Source organism: Sphingobacterium sp. 1.A.4, from assembly GCF_002734245.1.
Classification (GTDB): Bacteria; Bacteroidota; Bacteroidia; order Sphingobacteriales; family Sphingobacteriaceae; genus Sphingobacterium; species Sphingobacterium tenebrionis.
The window spans coordinates 270,657-287,504 of record NZ_PEAZ01000001.1; the positions used below are offsets into that span (position 1 = coordinate 270,657).

Genomic DNA, 16,848 nt, shown 5'->3' on the forward strand with positions numbered 1-16,848 from the left:
CGGATGATGTTGAACCAAATATACTGAAATACGAGATACTAAAAAAGCCCTTTTGGATATACCAAAACGGCTATGAATAAGATTTTTAAAGAAAAACTTTAAAAAAAGGAATATCGATCTGCTTATTTTGTAGCTGCAGCAACAACCTCTTTTACTTTGTCGTTGTGTACCATACTTTCTTTGAAAGTATAAGCGCCAGTTTTTGCAGATTTAGTAGTGATAACTACTTTAGTGTATTCCTTACCACCACCTTTTTGTAATGATGCAACCGCTTTCTTTGCCATGGTATTATATTTTTATCAGGATAGCGCGCTATCCAAAGTTAATTACTTAATTTCTTTATGAACAGTTACTTTTCTCAATACTGGGTTGAATTTCTTCAATTCCAAACGCTCAGTTGTGTTCTTTTTGTTCTTCGTGGTAATATAACGAGACATTCCCGGAAGACCACTTTCTTTGTGTTCAGTACACTCAAGGATAACTTGTACTCTATTTCCTTTTTTTGCCATTGTCTTACTTATTTATACCCTCACGGGTGAATTTCATGATTCTTATTATTGTTGATACAACAGGCGTCTATCTATTAAATATGACCTTTTTTGATGAATTTATCGATCGCTGCTGTAATACCGTTCTTATTGATAGTTTTGATTGCTGATGTAGACACCTTCAATGTAATCCAACGGTCTTCTTCAGGAATGTAAAAACGTTTAGTCTGTAAATTAGGATAGAATTTACGTTTAGTTTTAACGTTCGAGTGAGATACGTTATTTCCTTTTAATGCCGTCTTGCCTGTTAAATCACAAATTCTTGACATGATATTCGATTTTTTATTGTTGTTCTTATTTGTAAACGTCTCTTAGAAACGAGTGTGCAAATATCTATATTTCTTTTGGGAAATACAATAGAAATTTAGGAAATATTTTAAAAATATCTGTGGAGTCTGTAGAAGTCAACAAAAATACTGTATTTTGCATAAGCATTAATAGCTATTGCCAACAATAGTTTTCAACAATTCACAATGAATAAATATCTAGTTAAAGGATTATCACTCGCAATTACCGGGATAATCGCCGTTTACATCAGTTACGACCTGATGGAAGCCGAAAATCATTGGTATAAGATACTCATGACCGTAGGAGTGATCTTGTTTGGATATGGATTTGTTCTTTTGGTGTATCGCATATTTCGTAAGATCGACCGGAAAACCCTGATCGATGATCGGAATAAAAAACAGGAAGAACAGAATCAGGAGAAAGAATAGGGGATATGCTGATCCAAACCAAGGGTATTCCATTAAAGATCACCAATTATTCGGAGAGCTCTGTCGTTGCACAGATTTATACAGAAGCACTCGGGCTTCAATCGTATTTAATAAATGGCGCTCGGAAGCCTAAGGCCAAGATTCCAACGAATATGCTGCAACCCCTGCATTTATTGGAATTGGTGGTCTATAATAAAGAGGGTGGCAGCCTGCAACGGATAAAAGAGGCGCATCAGGTGCCTACCTTACGATCCATTCCTTTGGATATCGTAAAAAGTTCCTTGGCCATTTTCCTCAATGAGGTTTTATATAAGGTGCTGCGTCATCAGCATTCCGATCCACAGTTATTTCATTTTCTGGAAAATGCCATCATCTGGTTGGATGAAAGTTCTGAAGGACTTGCCAACTACCATCTGGTATTCCTCCTGAAATTGAGCCATTACCTCGGCTTTAGACCCGCCATCAGCAATAAACCTTATTTTGATCTTCGAGAGGGGGTGTTTACCTCGGTTTTACCTGGGCATGTACAGGTCATTCAGGAACCTTACAGCCAGATCCTAAGGGATTTACTGCAAACAAATTTTAACGATTGTAACAAAATAAAACTAAATAAAGAGGATCGATCGTATTTATTACAGAAAATAATCGATTATTATCGTTTGCATACGGAGAATTTTGGCGAATTGAATGCTTTGTACATTTTGGAGGAAATCTTTAGTTAAGTTTTCCATTCCCTACAAATGAAAAAGCCCATTGATGATGAACCAATGAGCTTTGCCACAATAAATATATTTTGAATCTATTCCTTAGATAAGTTTTACATTTACCGCGTTAAGACCTTTACGGCCTTGTTCCACTTCGTAAGACACATGATCCTTTTCACGAACTTTGTCTACTAATCCTGAAACGTGAACAAAGATTTCACCTTCGCCAGAATTTGGAATGATGAAACCGAAACCTTTGGCTTCATTAAAGAATTTTACTACTCCTTCTTGCATGTTATTAATTATTGTTTTTTTTAAAGATATTATATTTTTTCTAAAAATGAATTAATTTTTTCCCCTTTCCTTTTAAACAATCTAAATTTTTATCTGTCTATTTTGGAAAGGTTTTTGTCAATCACCTTAAAGAAACAAAAAATAATATGAAAAAAATATTAACACTCCTTGTTTTATTAACCGCAGTTGTTAGTACACAAGCCCAAAATTCACTTATGGAAAATAGCAGAAGAGTTTCAACTCGTGGTTATGCAGAAAAAGAAGTAACCCCGGATATCATTTACTTATCCATCTCATTGAAAGAATATTACCAAGATGGCAACAGCAAGAAGAAAGTAAGTATCGAAACATTGGAAAAACAACTTTTTGATGCGGCCATGAAAAATGGTGTAAGGAAGGACGATTTTACCATCCAGAACATCTATAGCTATAATGCAGAGACCAAAAAGAAGAACAATGAGCTTTTGCAATCTAGACAGTACCGCATTAAGGTAACTAATTTGAACAACCTGAACACCATGATGGACGAAGTTGATCCTAAAGGACTGCAGAGCACATCGATTTCGGGTTATGATCATTCGCAAAAAAGACAGATCGAAAAGGAATTGAAAACCGCAGCGGTCAAAGATGCCCGTACGAATGCTGAAATATTAGCGAATGCTGATGGTGGATCGGTAGGGAAGGCCTTAATGATCAATGATAATAGTAATGTTAACTGGAACGAGATCATGCCACAACCAAGAATGTACAGCATGGCCAAAACGGCAAATGCAGAAATGGATGCTGCAGGAGAGGGCTTGGACCTGAACATTCGTCCTATCAAATTGACCTGCAACATTGATGCAGTTTTCGAGTTAAAATAATATGGAAAATCGCTACGTAAGTAAGCAAGAAAGAATATCCCAGGATTTCCAATGGGTGGAACGGCTATCTGTTTTAATGGATAGTCGTTTCCGCATTGGAAACTTCAAGTTTGGCCTAGACCCCATTCTTAATTTTATCCCATTTGCTGGACAGGCAGCCACATTGATCATTTCCCTGGTGCTCGTAACGGTCATGTACCGAAACGGGGCAAGTGGAAAACTGACCATTAAAATGTTGCTCAATGTAACCTATGACGCTATTTTGGGATCCATTCCTTTGCTTGGAAACATCTTCGATTTTTTCAACAAGGCAAATGAAAAGAACATCAAACTACTTCGGGAACACTATTATGAAAACAAGCATCAAGGATCTGGTGTCGGCATTCTTTTGACCATAGGCATTATCCTATTTGCTTTCGTGTTGGTATTCCTGTTCCTGATGTATGCATTGACCTTATGGTTAATTGGTTTGATTTTTTAGTTATCTGCCCAAATAGCATTAACTTTACCCCATGAGCAAAACCAGAATCTTCGCGATTACCTTAGTGGTGATCATGTTGGCGGCTGTATTCACCAACCCTTCCAAAGAAAAAATGGAGGCTGCCTTGAGCACCAAGGCAAAGGATATCTTGCAAAAGCAATTGAAATACGAAGATAAAGGTGCTGTAGAACTGGGCATGATGCTTTTCGGAGACCAGGTGATCCGCGAATTCGTCAATTCCTATACCACTACCTCCAATTATTATCTGTTTTCTTTGTCGAAGATCAACTGGAATGGAGAGAAGGTCATAGTGGGTGGAGGGGCCTTTGGCCAAGTCTGGATAAGCCCTAAACTGGATGAAAAAGCAGATAAATTGATCGAAGTACTCAAAAACCAATAATGTTAGAGATTCTTTACCGAGATGAAGAACTGATCGCGATCAATAAACCGCATGGTCTTTTGGTTCATCGTTCATCCATTGCTGCCGACACCTCAGAATTTGCCCTGCAAAAACTCCGTGACCAGATTGGACAGGCCGTTTACCCAGCCCATCGCCTCGACCGAAAAACAGGTGGGGTGCTCTTGTTTTCCCTGAACAAAGAGATGGACATCCTTATCCAACAGGCTTTCGCCAATAACCTGGTCAAAAAGGAATACCTGGCCATATTGCGAGGCCATCCAGAAGATCAGGGAACTATTGACTATCCGCTGAAAAAAGAGAACGGGCTCCTGCAGGATGCATTGACCCATTACCAACTGCTAAGAAAAGCTGAAATCGATCTTCCTTTCGGAAAACACCCCACATCAAGATACAGTTTGGTCAAAGCGATGCCCGAGACAGGAAGGATGCACCAGCTTAGAAGGCATTTTGCCCATATTTTCCATCCCATTATCGGAGATCGGCCACATGGCTGCAACAAACAGAACAAACTTTGGAAAGAAACTTTTAACCATGACAGCATGCTTTTGCATGCGAGCCAGTTGAAGTTTAATCATCCAAAAACCGGAAAAGAGATCCTTATACAGGCCGATTTGCAACCTGAATTCCTAAAAGCACTCCAAATCCTGAATATTTCCCTATAGTATACTTAACTTTTAGTAAAACAACGTCCTTTTGTCGTTTAAATTCCTATTTTTGTAAGAACTAAAACTCATTGAATTATCATGAAAAATACTGCGTTAACAAACGTACATATCGCTTTGGGTGCTAAGATGGTTCCTTTTGCTGGTTTTAATATGCCTGTGCAATATTCAGGTATCAACGACGAGCATGAAACCGTGCGCACGGGCGTAGGTATGTTTGATGTGAGCCACATGGGAGAATTTATCCTAAAAGGCGAAAAAGCCCTAGACCTCATCCAAAAGATCTCTTCAAACGATGCTTCCAAACTTTATGATGGAAAAGTACAGTATGGCTACATTCCGAATGAAACCGGTGGTGTTGTTGATGACTTCTTAACCTATAAAATCGACGATCAGACCTATCTATTGGTTGTCAATGCTTCCAACATCGAGAAGGATTGGAACTGGATCAGCAAATACAATGAATTTGGCGTAGAGATGAAAGACATCTCCGACGAAACTTCCTTATTCGCCGTTCAAGGACCAAAAGCTGCTGATGCACTTCAAGGTTTAACAGATATCGAATTGTCACCAATGGAGTATTACTCCTTCCAAAAAGGGGTATTTGCAGGTGTAGAGAACGTATTGGTATCTGCTACAGGTTACACTGGTGCAGGTGGTTTCGAGATCTATGTGGACAATAAACATGCAGAACAAGTATGGAATGCGATCATGGAAGCTGGTAAGCCTTATGGCATTAAACCTATCGGTTTAGGTGCTCGTGATACCCTACGTTTAGAGATGGGTTTCTGTTTATATGGAAATGATATCGACGATAACACCTCTCCATTAGCTGCAGGTTTGGGATGGGTTACTAAATTCACCAAGGATTTTGTAAACTCGGAAAACCTGAAAGCAGAAAAGGAAAAAGGAGTATCCCAAAAATTGGTAGGATTTGAAATGATCGATAGAGGTATTCCTCGTCACGATTATGAGATTGTAGATGCAGAAGGTAATAAAATTGGTCGTGTTACATCTGGAACACAATCACCTTCCCTTAAAAAATCTGTTGGCTTAGGCTATGTGGATACAGCATTTACAAAAGAAGGAACCGAAATCTTTATTTCGATCCGTAATCAACCGATCAAAGCGGTGGTTAAAAAACCTCCTTTCGTAAAATAGAATAAATTATAATTGAAAAGGGGCTATTTTCTAGCCCCTTTTTTATGCTTTACACTTTGCTGTTGTTGTTGGAATCTTTCATTCTGCTTCGTTTTTACCTCTCGCTTCACCTGCTTCAATAAAACTACTTTTAAATAGATCAGAACAACCATTAAGGCGATGGAAATCCCCAAGATCAACATATTCCCGCTGTTAAAAGCCGCCCAGCCACTAAGTACCAAGAATACGATGAATAAATTCAGTACAATGTTTAATATAAATTTCTTTGTCATTTCTTTTTTATGATTTTAATGCCGGTAACCCGTTCCCTCAAAAGGTAAAAATAAACGATTCCAGCGACAATATTGAATACGATGATAAATAGGGCTAATAAAAGTCTTTCTGAATTCGATATGCGCCCTGATTTCATAATCTCCATGAGCACCAGCACTACCCATACCAAAGACAACAACATGGAAATGCTGAACATAATTGGGGCCATGCCTACCTTAAAAAGTAGCAATAGAAAAGATAAAGCATAAAAAACCAGACTAAACATAAATGCCTGCTTAGTCTGGTGAAACATCTTGTTCATACTAACAAAGGTAAGGATAATAACGCTTACCTACGGGAAGATGCCTAATTCTTTATAGGATTCGCCCACTTTATTGATCGCACAGATAAAGGCAGCAGTCCGTAGATCATCCACTCCTTCTGTGTTTTTCAAGATCTGATGGATCTCCTGGTACGATCCGATCATGGTGTCTTCCAATCCTGAATACACCAAGTCAACCTCATCAGGGCCTCTTAGAATAATCTTTCTTTCCAATTTAGATACCTTTTGGTTCGTCATGGATTCAATGATGTTCAGGATCTCAGCATACATATTTTCGCTGAAGCGTTTCTCCAAACGTCCGTAACGCACATGGCTCAGGTTTTTCAACCACTCAAAATAGGAAACCGTTACACCACCAGCATTCAGATAGATATCTGGAATTACCATGATTCCTTTTTTCAAGAAGATTTCGTCCGCATCAGGTGTCAATGGACCATTTGCCGCCTCACCAACGATCTTCGCTTGGATCTTATCCGCATTTCCTTTATGAATAACAGACTCCAAAGCCGCAGGGATCAAGATATCACATGGATATTCCAATCCTTTAGCCGACTCCTCAATATTGGTTGCTCCTGGGAAGTTTAAAATAGACCCTGTCTGCTTACGATGCGCCACAACAGCCTCCAAATCCAATCCATCTTCTGAATAGATTGCTCCTTCATATTCGATCAAACCGACAAGCTTAGAACCCGCTTCCTGGAAAAACTTGGCCGCATAATAGCCCACATTGCCTAACCCTTGAACGATTACCCTTTTGTCTTCCACACCTACCGTCAAACCTAAGGCATCCATGTCCTCCTGCACCTTACATGCTTCGCGAACACCGAAGAAAACCCCTAAACCCGTTGCTTCCGTACGACCACGAACACCACCTTGGGAAATAGGTTTGCCCGTCACACAGGCCTGAGCATTGATTTCATTTGGATTTAAAGTAGTGTAAGTATCCACGATCCAGCTCATTTCACGCGCACCAGTACCGTAATCCGGAGCAGGAACATCTGTACCCGGACCAATGAAATTCTTTTTCACTAATTCTGTCGTATAACGACGTGTGATCTTTTCTAGCTCATATTCGCTATACTTCTTGGCATCAATCTTAATACCTCCCTTGGCACCTCCAAAAGGCACATTCACAATGGCACATTTGTAGGTCATTAAGGAGGCTAAAGCCATTACTTCATCCTGATCTACTTCCATACTGAAACGGATACCACCTTTACACGGCAGCTTGTGATGGGAATGCTGTACACGATAGGCTTCAATCACTTCGATGCCATCTCCGATCTTCACCGGAAACTTTACCCTTAAAATTGAATTACATGCTTTGATCTGATCTAGGATTCCTGGAGAGAATTTGGTGAATTTTGCAGCCTTGTCAAAATTACGTGCTACTCCTTGGAAGAAACTCTGTGTTATATTGGCTTCTTTAGACATAAATAATGTATTTGTTTACATTTTGGTATAATATTATAAAGTTAGTTCTTTTAAAATTTTTATAACAACAAAGCCTCAGAAAACATCATTTTTAATCTTTTTTTAATAAAGCCTAAATTATTTTAACAGAACTTCAATGAAAATCTATAAAAACAAAAATGCCCAAGTATACTTGGGCATTTCCTTTGAATATTATTTCTTAATAAACATCCATTTCTGGGTCAAAGGCTTCCTTCCAAGCCAAAATTCCGCCTGAAAGATTGGAAAGGTTGGTATAACCTTCTTGCTCCAGAAGCATAACTGCCTGTGCACTACGCTTTCCAGAACGGCATTGAATAACAACAGGAATATCCTTAGAAATCTTGTCCTTTTCAATCACCACGCCCGATAATGGGATATTTACACCGTTTAAGTTCGATACTTCATATTCAAATGGCTCACGTACGTCGATTAATTGGAATTCAACGTTGTGATCCATCATATCCTTTAATTCTTGAACACTTATTTCTTTCATGATCTGCTTTTTATCAAATATAATTAATTTTACAGCTACATTTACAGCAAATGTCTGTCCAAATTTTTAAATTCAAACCTACAATTTAAATTATGACATTATTGTTCACTTTATTACCATAAACATGAAACAGTTATTACTTTCCTTGTTAGGAGTAGGATTGGCCTGCCAGCTATCCTTTGCCCAAACCACTGAAATCAGCAGCAAAGAAAATATTACCAGAATATTGAATACCCTGGCCTCCGACGATATGCGAGGAAGATCATCCCTTTCCGTTCCGGATATCGAGAAAGCAGCCGATTTTATTGCTTCGGAATTCAAAAGTATTGGCCTTAAACCTTATGCAGAAGCGAATTACAGACAATCTTTTAAGGTCCTTCGAAAAAAACAAGGGGAAGAGTCGGTTGAATTTGATGGGAAAGCTCTTAAACCAGAGGAATTCCTGATCATTGGAAATTATCCTTCACAAATCCATCAAGATAATGTGGATGTCAAACAACTGAGAATATCAGCTGAGGAGGATTTCTCCAAAAGATTCCGGGAGATTGTACAAAAGGATACCAACCAAGCTATTGTCTTGGTCGATAAGGCGCATGCTGCTTTCTTGGCCAGATTCAAACGGATGATGGGCAGAGAAAACATCTATTTCAAGGAACAGGCTCCGAAAACCACAAAAGGAAAGATCTTTATCATTGCGGATGAACTTCCAGCAAACCGTAAAATATCTCAAAAAACTAATGAATCCGAACATCCCATGTTCAATGTGGCCGGTATTATCCCAGGAAAATCAAAACCAGATGAATATGTAGTGATTTCTGCACATTACGATCATATTGGCATCCTGCCAGCAGTTAACCAGGATTCTATTGCTAATGGGGCAGATGATGATGCTTCCGGCACAACAGCTATGATCGAGTTGGCGAGATATTACAAAAAGCTGGACAACAACGAAAGAACATTGATTTTTGTGGCCTTTACAGGAGAGGAGATCGGTATGTTTGGTTCAAAATATTTCTCCAATAACATCAATCCGGAGCAGGTCGTTGCGATGATCAATATCGAAATGATCGGAAAGGATTCGAAGTTTGGGCCGAACAGCCTTTACATCACCGGATATGATGCCTCCAACTTAGGCAAACTGATGCAGGAAAACCTTAAGGGTTCCGCTTTTACGTTCCATCCGGATCCTTACAAAACACAGAACCTATTCTATCGCAGCGATAATGCAGTTCTGGCCGCATTGGGCGTACCTGCGCATACTTTCTCTACATCCCAGATCGATAAGGACATCTATTACCATACCGTGGATGATGAAGTAGAAACCTTGGATATCCAGAATATCAAATCGAGTATTGAAGCTATTGCAGCAGGATTGGGAGGGATCATCAAAGGCGAACAGACACCTTCTCGTGTAGAAAAATTAAGAGATTAATACATTAGTGTTGAAGCGGCTTGCGCATCACATAATCGTTCAGAACATATTGGTAGTAGGGGATATCCACAGACTCTACTACCTCAAAATCCTGTTTTAGGTAGAAGCCATAAGCCGGATTATTTCTATTGACATTCAGTTCGAGCGCAGTAATTCCAGCTTTCAGAGCCTGTTCGGCGGCAAAATCAATAAACACCTTACCATATCCCTTTCCCTGCGTATTGGGCAAAAGATAAAGTTTCCCGATTCGTAAACATTCCTTTTGCGGTTCCAAGGACATGAAACCCACCGGAAAGCCTCTTTCTAATAAGATATAAAAGGAAACATCAGCTTCCATCGCCGCAATAAGTGCTTCCTCCGTATAGGATTTCTCCAACATAAAATCAATCTGATCTAGGCTGATCACATCCTTATAGGTCGGATACCAGATGGCATGGGCCAATTCGTGGATGATCCGGGCATCATTTACGGTCGCTGGAATAATCTTAATCATAATTCTTCTCCTAACATGATGTAATCCGACAAAGGGGCAATCTTTACAAAACCATCCGATTCAACCTCGAATAGGCTTTCAGTAATCCATCGCACGTTCGAAATACGAAGAGACTCCGAATCAGGGATCCATAATTGATAGCCTTCCGGCAACCATTTATCATACTGTTTGATGAAGATCAACTTATACGATCCATTAAAAACATTGACTGTGAAATCAGGCAGATAGGGCAGAAGGTCCTTGCAACCTATCTGATCCATAATCAGGTTCACGGCATAATTCTTCCGCTCTTTCAAATATTGGAAAAGCACCGCCAAATAATCCTCCCAATAAGGAATAACCACTAGATTTTCCTCCAATTCCTCCCGAATCAACTCCTCCGAATTCAAAAGCACATCGATCTTGATCCCTCTGGATTTAAGCGTTTCGTAATGGAAAGATAAAGTAATAATGGTTGGGCTCCACTCCAACAATTGATTGACATATTCATCCGCCAAAAGATGTGGATCTCCAATAAATAAAGCAGGCTCTTGGTTTTCTCGAACGATGTGGTGGGAAGACATGGCCTAATCCGCTAAATAGGAAACAGCAATATAAGACATTAAACCAATACTGGTTTTCAATGCTTCTTCATCGATATCAAATGTCGGGGTATGCACCGCTGAATTGATTCCTTTTTCTACATTTCCAGTACCCAATCGATAGAAGCAGGCATTGGTTTCCTGAGAATAATAGGCAAAATCCTCCGCTGCAGGCCATAGATCCAGTTCCAACACGTTATCTGCTCCTAAATATTCAACGGCATAAGAACGTGCCTTTTCCGTAATAACCGGTTCATTGATCAAGAAAGGATAGCCCTTACGTACCTCAAAATCACAACTTGCGCCCATACTTTCCGCAATACCTACCGCCATCTTCAGCATCTTCTCATGCGCATCTGCACGCCAAGCCTCATCAAACGTACGAAACGTTCCTTCCAAGTAAACCTCATCTGGAATAACGTTCGTAGCGCCATTACCCACGATCTTACCCCAGGATAAAACCGAAGGCGTACGTGGATCGGCATTGCGGCTAACAATCTGCTGCATAGCCGTGATGATTTGTGCGGTTATCGCAATTGGATCGATATTTTGATGGGGTTGAGCGCCATGACCACCTTTTCCGCGAACCGTCATGAACAACTCATCGCAGGAGGCCATATATTTACCGGATCGAAAGCCAACTTTACCTGCCTCGATGAAAGGCATCACATGCTGACCAACAATACCTTGAGGGCTTGGGTTCTGCAATACCCCTTCTTTGATCATCAGGGAAGCTCCTCCCGGCAAACGTTCTTCTCCAGGTTGGAAAATCAGTTTGACCGTTCCTCCAAAGTCACCTCTTAAACTTGATAAAATCTTCGCAACACCCAATAGGGAAGAAGTGTGCACATCATGCCCACAGGCATGCATTACGCCAATGTTCTGTGAACCATAGCTGCGTCCTTCTACCTCGGTGATCGGTAGAGCGTCCATGTCCGCACGCAAGGCCAATACCTTGTCAGACGGTAAATCACCTTTTATCAAGGCCACCACTCCCGTGTTTGCCATGGATTCATAAGGGATCTGCAAATCATCCAAAACCCTTTTTACAAAGGCAGATGTTTGGTATTCCTCAAAAGAAAGTTCTGGATTTTGGTGTAGAAACCTACGGTTATTGACCGTATCTTGAAAATAGGATTGCGCTAGCTCTTGAATCCTGGATTTGATTGATGACATGATTTTCCTCCACTATTGCCACGTCCAGACATCCTCTACAAATACAAATACATTGCTGTATGTACCACGAAGACGTCTCATGTATGCTGTAGCTTCAGAACGGCTGGTAAAATCACCAACTTTTACCCTGTAATTCGGTTCCACGTAATCAAGATAAGCGTTCATATCAGGGTTTTGGCGAATAAAGCTATTCTGAACATTGGTTGCTTCATTCCTATTACCACCAGAATAAATCTGTACCCTAAAACCTCGCACTTTCACCCGGCGTGCCTTCGATTTGTCCAAGATTTTAGGTTCCAAACTTACTGGTGCTTTAGAAGCAGTTGGATTTATTGCATGAAATGCTCTGAAGTCTTGTAATAGGCTAATCAATGTGTCCTTTACTACCTCTACTTTTCCATCCTGTGCCTTCGTAATCTGTGTAGACAATAAGATGATGCAACCTACAATAAATCCTTTATTAATCATTTTTTTATGCTTGTTTTCCGTGACAGTTCTTATATTTCTGACCAGAACCACAAGGACATTCGTCGTTTCTTCCAATCGCTTGCTCTTTACGGATCGGCTGAGTTACCTGAGGCTCCTGAGTATTCAGATCCTCTTCACTCACACCTGTCGGAGAGCTGATTTCCGCTTTAGATTCCACTACTTTTACCTTTTGCTCTGGGCGTGCTGCCTGAATGTTCTGCGGTTGTTGCTCCTGTCCAGGGATCTCTCCTTTGAACAAGAAGCTAACGATATCTTTGTTCATACCTGCTAACATGGTTTTGAACAAGTTATAGGCTTCCATCTTATAAATAATGATCGGATCCTTTTGTTCATAAACCGCATTCTGAACAGATTGTTTTAAATCATCCATCTCACGTAAGTGCTCTTTCCAAGCCTCATCGATCAATGCCAACACAATTCCCTTTTCAAATGATTTGAAAACTTCCTTACCCTCAGTTTCTACAGCTTTAACCAAATTTATAGCAACTTGGATGCCACGAATACCATCTGTAAATGGAATTATAATATTTTCGATCATTCCACCACGCTCAGCAAGCACATTGGTCAACACAGGCAAAGTCTGTATAGCCACTTGCTCCGATTTACGGTGATAGAAATTGATTACCTGATCAAATAGTTTCTCTACCAAGCTGTTCGCTGTACTGCTGCTGAATTCTTCTTGGGAGATTTCTGGGTTAACCGCAAAAATACGGATCACCTCAATTTGGAACTCATCGTAAGAATTATCTTCTTTCGCCTGTAATACCACATCTTCAACAACATCATAGATGGTATTGTTCAAATCCACGTCTAAACGCTCTCCAAATAAAGCATTCTTCCGTTTGGTATAGATTACAGAACGTTGGGAGTTCATCACGTCATCATATTCCAATAGACGCTTACGAATACCGAAGTTGTTCTCCTCTACCTTACGTTGCGCACGTTCGATAGATTTGGTCAACATGCTGTGCTGCATCACTTCGCCTTCTTCAACACCCATTTTAACCATCAGGTTCGAAATACGCTCCGATGCAAATAAACGCATCAATGGATCTTCCAAGGAAACAAAGAATTGGGAAGAACCCGGATCTCCTTGACGTCCCGCACGACCTCTTAACTGACGGTCAACACGACGAGACTCATGGCGCTCTGTACCGATGATCGCTAAACCACCTACATTGATAACTTCTTCAATAAGCTTAATATCCGTACCACGACCCGCCATATTGGTAGCAATCGTTACTTGTCCCGGACGTCCCGCTTCCGCAACGATATCAGCCTCTTTCTGGTGCAATTTCGCGTTCAAGACATTGTGCTTGATACCACGTAATTTCAACATACGGCTTAATAATTCCGAAATCTCAACCGAAGTAGTACCCACCAATACTGGTCTATGCTCTTCTGTCAATTTTTGGATCTCTTGCGCTACGGCATTATATTTTTCACGTGCTGTACGGTAGATGAAATCTTGACGGTCATCACGTTGAATTGGTTTATTTGTTGGAATTTCAACAACATCTAGCTTGTAGATTTCCCATAACTCACCAGCTTCTGTAGAAGCGGTACCCGTCATACCTGATAATTTGTGGTACATACGGAAGTAGTTCTGAAGGGTAATCGTTGCATAGGTCTGCGTAGCATCTTCTACTTTCACGTTTTCCTTAGCCTCGATCGCTTGGTGCAATCCGTCAGAATAACGACGGCCATCCATGATACGACCGGTCTGCTCATCAACGATCTTTACCTTACCTTCATCCACGATGTATTGGTCATCGCGTTCGAATAGGGTATACGCTTTTAAAAGTTGGTTAATCGAATGGATACGCTCCGATTTGATGGAATAATCACGCATCAACTCTTCTTTTTTGGCTGCTTTCTCTTCCAAAGCAACATCCATTTTCTCGATTTCTGCAATCTCCGAACCTACATCCGGTAGAATGAAGAAGCTTGGATCCTCACCTGTGGCCGTGATCAGTTCAATACCTTTCTCCGTAAGTTCTACTTGGTTGTTTTTCTCATCGATTACAAAGAACAATTCCGCATCAGCTTTAGGCATCTGGCGGTTCTGCTCTTGCATATAGTAGTTCTCTACCTTCTGCAATACCTGACGGTGGTTACTTTCCGATAGGAATTTGATCAACGCTTTGTTCTTAGGCAAACCACGGTAAGCACGTAATAAAGCTAAACCACCTTTCTCCACATCCGTATCTCCAGCAGCGATTGCTTTCTTCGCTTCGTTCAATACCGTGTTGATGTATGCTTTCTGTGCATTTACCAAACGTTCGATTCTTGGTTTCAACTGATGGAATTCATGTTGGTCACCCATTGGGATAGGACCAGAAATGATCAAAGGCGTACGCGCATCATCGATCAATACCGAATCCACCTCATCGATCATCGCAAAGTGCAATTTACGTTGAACCATGGCCTCTTTCGTGTTGGTCATGTTATCACGTAGATAATCGAAACCAAATTCGTTGTTCGTACCATAAACGATGTCGCTCAGGTAGGCTTGACGACGTTGTGGGGAGTTCGGTTGGTGCTTGTCGATACAATCCACACTCATTCCGTGGAATTCAAAGATTGGTCCGTTCCACTCCGAGTCACGACGTGCCAAGTAATCATTCACAGTTACGATGTGGATACCTTGACCAGCCAATGCATTCAAATAGGTTGGTAGTGTTCCTACCAAGGTTTTACCCTCACCCGTAGACATCTCCGCGATCTTTCCTTGGTGCAACACAATACCACCGATCAACTGTACATCGTAGTGGATCATGTTCCAGGTTACCTCGGTTCCTGCCGCTAACCAAGAGTTCTGCCAAACAGCTTTATCGCCATTGATGGTCACGTTCGGTTTGCGGGCAGCAATTTCTCTATCAAAATCAGAAGCCGTAACTTCGATTGCCTTGTTTTCGGTAAAACGGCGAGCCGTATCCTTAACAACAGCAAAAGCTTCAGGCAATATCTCTAACAATACTTCCTCAAGCTTTTTATCACGGTCTTTTGTTAATTTATCGATCTTATCGTATATGGAAGTTTTTTCTTCCATATCCTCTGTCGAGTCTGCATTCTTTTTTAAATCTGCGATTTCATTATCTATGTCTTGCAAGTAAGCGCTGATTCTATTTTTAAAATCTTGAGTTTTCGCACGAAGCTCATCATGTGATAAGCCAGCCAATTTCTCATACTCTTCCTTGATTTTATTTACTAAAGGCATGATAGCCTTGATATCTCGCTCAGACTTACTACCGAATAATTTGCTTAAAAACTTTAACATAATTTTTTATTTCTGTAATCGCTTGTACAATAATGACTCCAAACAAAAGATGCAGACATTTTGACACTAATCGGGCAAATTTAGTTATTAAGGTTGATAACTAACAAAACCCAAAACCTTTTTTATCAATTATTTTACTAAAAATATACTTTTAGTGCTCGAAGGAATTAAATTGTTGGCCCTAGCCTGTTCAAACAATTCAATTACAGCTTTTTTACCCTCTTCTCCAAGATCCTCTGAATATTTGTTCACATACAGTTCGATGTGCTTATACATCACGGCTTCATCCATTTCCTGCGCATGAGAACGGATATAGTCAATCCCTGATTTGGGGTTGGCAAATGCAAAAGACACACTTTCCCTTATTAGCCGATTCACCTGGAGCTTTACCTCCTCAGGCAATGATCTTTTGATCACAATACCGCCCAATGGAATCGGGGAGCCGGTTGTTTTCTCCCAATAATCGCCAAGATCTTGGATTTTGTACAGCCCACGATCCATATAAGTGAACCTATTTTCGTGGATGATCAGGCCAATATCGATGGAACCATCCAATACCGATTTTTCAATATCCGAAAAAACCATTTCCTGTTTGTTGGTCAGCTCCGGATAGGCCAATCCTAATAAGAAATTGGCGGTGGTAAATTTTCCAGGAATGCCCACTTTCAGCCCACGCAAGTGTTCTGGAAGAGGTTTGCCAGCATAAGCACGCAGCTCTTCGGCCAAAGCAGGATCCTTGCTGATCAACAAAGGCCCAACACCAAAGCCTAAAGCACTTCCTGCGTCCAAAAGTTCATAATCTTCTGTGGCATAAGCAAATGCATGGTAGCTCAATTTGGTAATATCCAACTCTCCACGGAAAGCCTTTTCATTCAAGGTCTCCACATCATGATATTCCACGTGAAACGACAGATCATCACAAGCTATCTTATTGTGGATCAATGCATCAAATATAAACGTATCATTCGGACAGGGTGAAAACCCTAATGTTAATTCCATATTCT

Annotated in this window: 22 protein-coding genes; 9 read left to right on the top strand and 13 right to left on the bottom strand. The window is 40.5% G+C overall.

What is annotated here, in order from left to right; all coding sequences use genetic code 11:
* Positions 1-122: 122 nt before the first annotated feature.
* From CRJ00_RS01200 to rpmB, 3 genes are all read right to left on the bottom strand, one after another.
* Positions 123-284, bottom strand: coding sequence for a DUF4295 domain-containing protein (locus tag CRJ00_RS01200; protein ID WP_099365111.1), 162 nt, complete (start codon positions 282-284; stop codon positions 123-125).
* 42 nt (positions 285-326) lie between these two features.
* On the bottom strand, positions 327-509 hold the full coding sequence (gene rpmG / locus CRJ00_RS01205; RefSeq protein WP_002998409.1) for a 50S ribosomal protein L33: 183 nt from the start codon (positions 507-509) through the stop codon (positions 327-329).
* Between the two features lie 74 nt (positions 510-583).
* A complete protein-coding gene (gene rpmB / locus CRJ00_RS01210; RefSeq protein WP_093100019.1) occupies positions 584-817 on the bottom strand; it encodes a 50S ribosomal protein L28 in 234 nt (77 codons plus the stop codon).
* A 204-nt stretch (positions 818-1,021) separates the two neighbouring features.
* Here rpmB and CRJ00_RS01215 point away from each other — a divergent pair, with 204 nt between their 5' ends.
* Positions 1,022-1,264 (top strand): signal peptidase, encoded by a 243-nt coding sequence (locus CRJ00_RS01215; protein WP_099365112.1) that lies wholly within the window; start codon positions 1,022-1,024, stop codon positions 1,262-1,264.
* Positions 1,265-1,269: 5 nt separating this feature from the next.
* Entirely contained in the window at positions 1,270-1,986 is a 717-nt protein-coding gene (gene recO, locus CRJ00_RS01220; protein WP_099365113.1) for a DNA repair protein RecO, read from the top strand.
* Between the two features lie 84 nt (positions 1,987-2,070).
* Here recO and CRJ00_RS01225 read toward each other — a convergent pair whose 3' ends face one another.
* Entirely contained in the window at positions 2,071-2,262 is a 192-nt protein-coding gene (locus CRJ00_RS01225; RefSeq protein ID WP_099365114.1) for a cold-shock protein, read from the bottom strand.
* Positions 2,263-2,477: 215 nt separating this feature from the next.
* Between CRJ00_RS01225 and CRJ00_RS01230 the strand changes: the two genes are divergently transcribed.
* The 5 genes from CRJ00_RS01230 to gcvT all read left to right on the top strand — a co-directional run bounded on the left by CRJ00_RS01230 (position 2,478) and on the right by gcvT (position 5,850).
* Positions 2,478-3,125: an SIMPL domain-containing protein gene (locus tag CRJ00_RS01230; protein WP_257213651.1), complete on the top strand. Its 648-nt coding sequence runs from the start codon at positions 2,478-2,480 to the stop codon at positions 3,123-3,125.
* A gap of 1 nt (position 3,126) precedes the next feature.
* Positions 3,127-3,606, top strand: coding sequence for a DUF4112 domain-containing protein (locus CRJ00_RS01235; protein WP_099365116.1), 480 nt, complete (start codon positions 3,127-3,129; stop codon positions 3,604-3,606).
* Between the two features lie 31 nt (positions 3,607-3,637).
* On the top strand, positions 3,638-4,006 hold the full coding sequence (locus CRJ00_RS01240; RefSeq protein ID WP_099365117.1) for a DUF4359 domain-containing protein: 369 nt from the start codon (positions 3,638-3,640) through the stop codon (positions 4,004-4,006).
* Complete coding sequence (locus CRJ00_RS01245; RefSeq protein WP_099365118.1) at positions 4,006-4,689, top strand: pseudouridine synthase; 684 nt, start codon at positions 4,006-4,008, stop codon at positions 4,687-4,689. The genes CRJ00_RS01240 and CRJ00_RS01245 overlap by 1 nt, the downstream gene beginning before the upstream one ends.
* 81 nt (positions 4,690-4,770) lie before the next feature.
* Entirely contained in the window at positions 4,771-5,850 is a 1,080-nt protein-coding gene (gene gcvT, locus CRJ00_RS01250; protein WP_099365119.1) for a glycine cleavage system aminomethyltransferase GcvT, read from the top strand.
* A gap of 23 nt (positions 5,851-5,873) precedes the next feature.
* Here the strand turns inward: gcvT and CRJ00_RS01255 are convergent, their stop codons facing one another.
* Positions 5,874-6,122 (bottom strand): DUF6358 family protein, encoded by a 249-nt coding sequence (locus tag CRJ00_RS01255; protein WP_099365120.1) that lies wholly within the window; start codon positions 6,120-6,122, stop codon positions 5,874-5,876.
* Between the two features lie 81 nt (positions 6,123-6,203).
* On the opposite strand from CRJ00_RS01255, the gene CRJ00_RS18710 reads away from it, so the two are divergent.
* Positions 6,204-6,371, top strand: coding sequence for a hypothetical protein (locus CRJ00_RS18710; RefSeq protein ID WP_180268393.1), 168 nt, complete (start codon positions 6,204-6,206; stop codon positions 6,369-6,371).
* 83 nt (positions 6,372-6,454) lie between these two features.
* On the opposite strand, the gene CRJ00_RS01265 is transcribed toward CRJ00_RS18710, so the two are convergent.
* The gene (locus tag CRJ00_RS01265) at positions 6,455-7,879 is read right to left on the bottom strand and encodes a Glu/Leu/Phe/Val family dehydrogenase (RefSeq protein ID WP_099365122.1); all 1,425 of its coding nucleotides are present in this window, start codon (positions 7,877-7,879) and stop codon (positions 6,455-6,457) included.
* Positions 7,880-8,078: 199 nt separating this feature from the next.
* On the bottom strand, positions 8,079-8,393 hold the full coding sequence (locus tag CRJ00_RS01270; RefSeq protein WP_099365123.1) for a rhodanese-like domain-containing protein: 315 nt from the start codon (positions 8,391-8,393) through the stop codon (positions 8,079-8,081).
* Positions 8,394-8,517: 124 nt separating this feature from the next.
* On the opposite strand from CRJ00_RS01270, the gene CRJ00_RS01275 reads away from it, so the two are divergent.
* Positions 8,518-9,825, top strand: coding sequence for a M20/M25/M40 family metallo-hydrolase (locus CRJ00_RS01275; protein ID WP_099365124.1), 1,308 nt, complete (start codon positions 8,518-8,520; stop codon positions 9,823-9,825).
* Positions 9,826-9,829: 4 nt separating this feature from the next.
* Here CRJ00_RS01275 and CRJ00_RS01280 read toward each other — a convergent pair whose 3' ends face one another.
* The 6 genes from CRJ00_RS01280 to CRJ00_RS01305 all read right to left on the bottom strand — a co-directional run bounded on the left by CRJ00_RS01280 (position 9,830) and on the right by CRJ00_RS01305 (position 16,843).
* Positions 9,830-10,318 (bottom strand): GNAT family N-acetyltransferase, encoded by a 489-nt coding sequence (locus CRJ00_RS01280; protein WP_099365125.1) that lies wholly within the window; start codon positions 10,316-10,318, stop codon positions 9,830-9,832.
* Complete coding sequence (locus CRJ00_RS01285; protein ID WP_099365126.1) at positions 10,315-10,881, bottom strand: hypothetical protein; 567 nt, start codon at positions 10,879-10,881, stop codon at positions 10,315-10,317. The genes CRJ00_RS01280 and CRJ00_RS01285 overlap by 4 nt, the downstream gene beginning before the upstream one ends.
* Before the next feature lie 3 nt (positions 10,882-10,884).
* Positions 10,885-12,075: a M20 metallopeptidase family protein gene (locus CRJ00_RS01290; RefSeq protein WP_099365127.1), complete on the bottom strand. Its 1,191-nt coding sequence runs from the start codon at positions 12,073-12,075 to the stop codon at positions 10,885-10,887.
* Between the two features lie 12 nt (positions 12,076-12,087).
* The gene (locus CRJ00_RS01295) at positions 12,088-12,543 is read right to left on the bottom strand and encodes an SPOR domain-containing protein (RefSeq protein WP_099365128.1); all 456 of its coding nucleotides are present in this window, start codon (positions 12,541-12,543) and stop codon (positions 12,088-12,090) included.
* Positions 12,544-12,547: 4 nt separating this feature from the next.
* On the bottom strand, positions 12,548-15,844 hold the full coding sequence (gene secA, locus CRJ00_RS01300; RefSeq protein ID WP_099365129.1) for a preprotein translocase subunit SecA: 3,297 nt from the start codon (positions 15,842-15,844) through the stop codon (positions 12,548-12,550).
* Positions 15,845-15,973: 129 nt separating this feature from the next.
* Entirely contained in the window at positions 15,974-16,843 is an 870-nt protein-coding gene (locus CRJ00_RS01305; RefSeq protein WP_099365154.1) for a 1,4-dihydroxy-6-naphthoate synthase, read from the bottom strand.
* Positions 16,844-16,848 lie beyond the last annotated feature (5 nt).

Coding starts and splice junctions, on each gene's coding strand:
- CRJ00_RS01275 (WP_099365124.1), top strand. CDS start 8,518: ATGAAACAGTTATTACTTTCCTTGTTAGGAGTAGGATTGGCCTGCCAG.
- CRJ00_RS01215 (WP_099365112.1), top strand. CDS start 1,022: ATGAATAAATATCTAGTTAAAGGATTATCACTCGCAATTACCGGGATA.
- CRJ00_RS01265 (WP_099365122.1), bottom strand. CDS start 7,879: ATGTCTAAAGAAGCCAATATAACACAGAGTTTCTTCCAAGGAGTAGCA.
- CRJ00_RS01200 (WP_099365111.1), bottom strand. CDS start 284: ATGGCAAAGAAAGCGGTTGCATCATTACAAAAAGGTGGTGGTAAGGAA.
- gcvT (WP_099365119.1), top strand. CDS start 4,771: ATGAAAAATACTGCGTTAACAAACGTACATATCGCTTTGGGTGCTAAG.
- CRJ00_RS01285 (WP_099365126.1), bottom strand. CDS start 10,881: ATGTCTTCCCACCACATCGTTCGAGAAAACCAAGAGCCTGCTTTATTT.
- CRJ00_RS01295 (WP_099365128.1), bottom strand. CDS start 12,543: ATGATTAATAAAGGATTTATTGTAGGTTGCATCATCTTATTGTCTACA.
- secA (WP_099365129.1), bottom strand. CDS start 15,844: ATGTTAAAGTTTTTAAGCAAATTATTCGGTAGTAAGTCTGAGCGAGAT.
- CRJ00_RS18710 (WP_180268393.1), top strand. CDS start 6,204: ATGATAAATAGGGCTAATAAAAGTCTTTCTGAATTCGATATGCGCCCT.
- CRJ00_RS01305 (WP_099365154.1), bottom strand. CDS start 16,843: ATGGAATTAACATTAGGGTTTTCACCCTGTCCGAATGATACGTTTATA.
- CRJ00_RS01270 (WP_099365123.1), bottom strand. CDS start 8,393: ATGAAAGAAATAAGTGTTCAAGAATTAAAGGATATGATGGATCACAAC.
- CRJ00_RS01225 (WP_099365114.1), bottom strand. CDS start 2,262: ATGCAAGAAGGAGTAGTAAAATTCTTTAATGAAGCCAAAGGTTTCGGT.
- CRJ00_RS01235 (WP_099365116.1), top strand. CDS start 3,127: ATGGAAAATCGCTACGTAAGTAAGCAAGAAAGAATATCCCAGGATTTC.
- CRJ00_RS01245 (WP_099365118.1), top strand. CDS start 4,006: ATGTTAGAGATTCTTTACCGAGATGAAGAACTGATCGCGATCAATAAA.
- CRJ00_RS01290 (WP_099365127.1), bottom strand. CDS start 12,075: ATGTCATCAATCAAATCCAGGATTCAAGAGCTAGCGCAATCCTATTTT.
- CRJ00_RS01230 (WP_257213651.1), top strand. CDS start 2,478: ATGGAAAATAGCAGAAGAGTTTCAACTCGTGGTTATGCAGAAAAAGAA.
- CRJ00_RS01240 (WP_099365117.1), top strand. CDS start 3,638: ATGAGCAAAACCAGAATCTTCGCGATTACCTTAGTGGTGATCATGTTG.
- CRJ00_RS01280 (WP_099365125.1), bottom strand. CDS start 10,318: ATGATTAAGATTATTCCAGCGACCGTAAATGATGCCCGGATCATCCAC.
- CRJ00_RS01255 (WP_099365120.1), bottom strand. CDS start 6,122: ATGACAAAGAAATTTATATTAAACATTGTACTGAATTTATTCATCGTA.
- rpmG (WP_002998409.1), bottom strand. CDS start 509: ATGGCAAAAAAAGGAAATAGAGTACAAGTTATCCTTGAGTGTACTGAA.
- recO (WP_099365113.1), top strand. CDS start 1,270: ATGCTGATCCAAACCAAGGGTATTCCATTAAAGATCACCAATTATTCG.
- rpmB (WP_093100019.1), bottom strand. CDS start 817: ATGTCAAGAATTTGTGATTTAACAGGCAAGACGGCATTAAAAGGAAAT.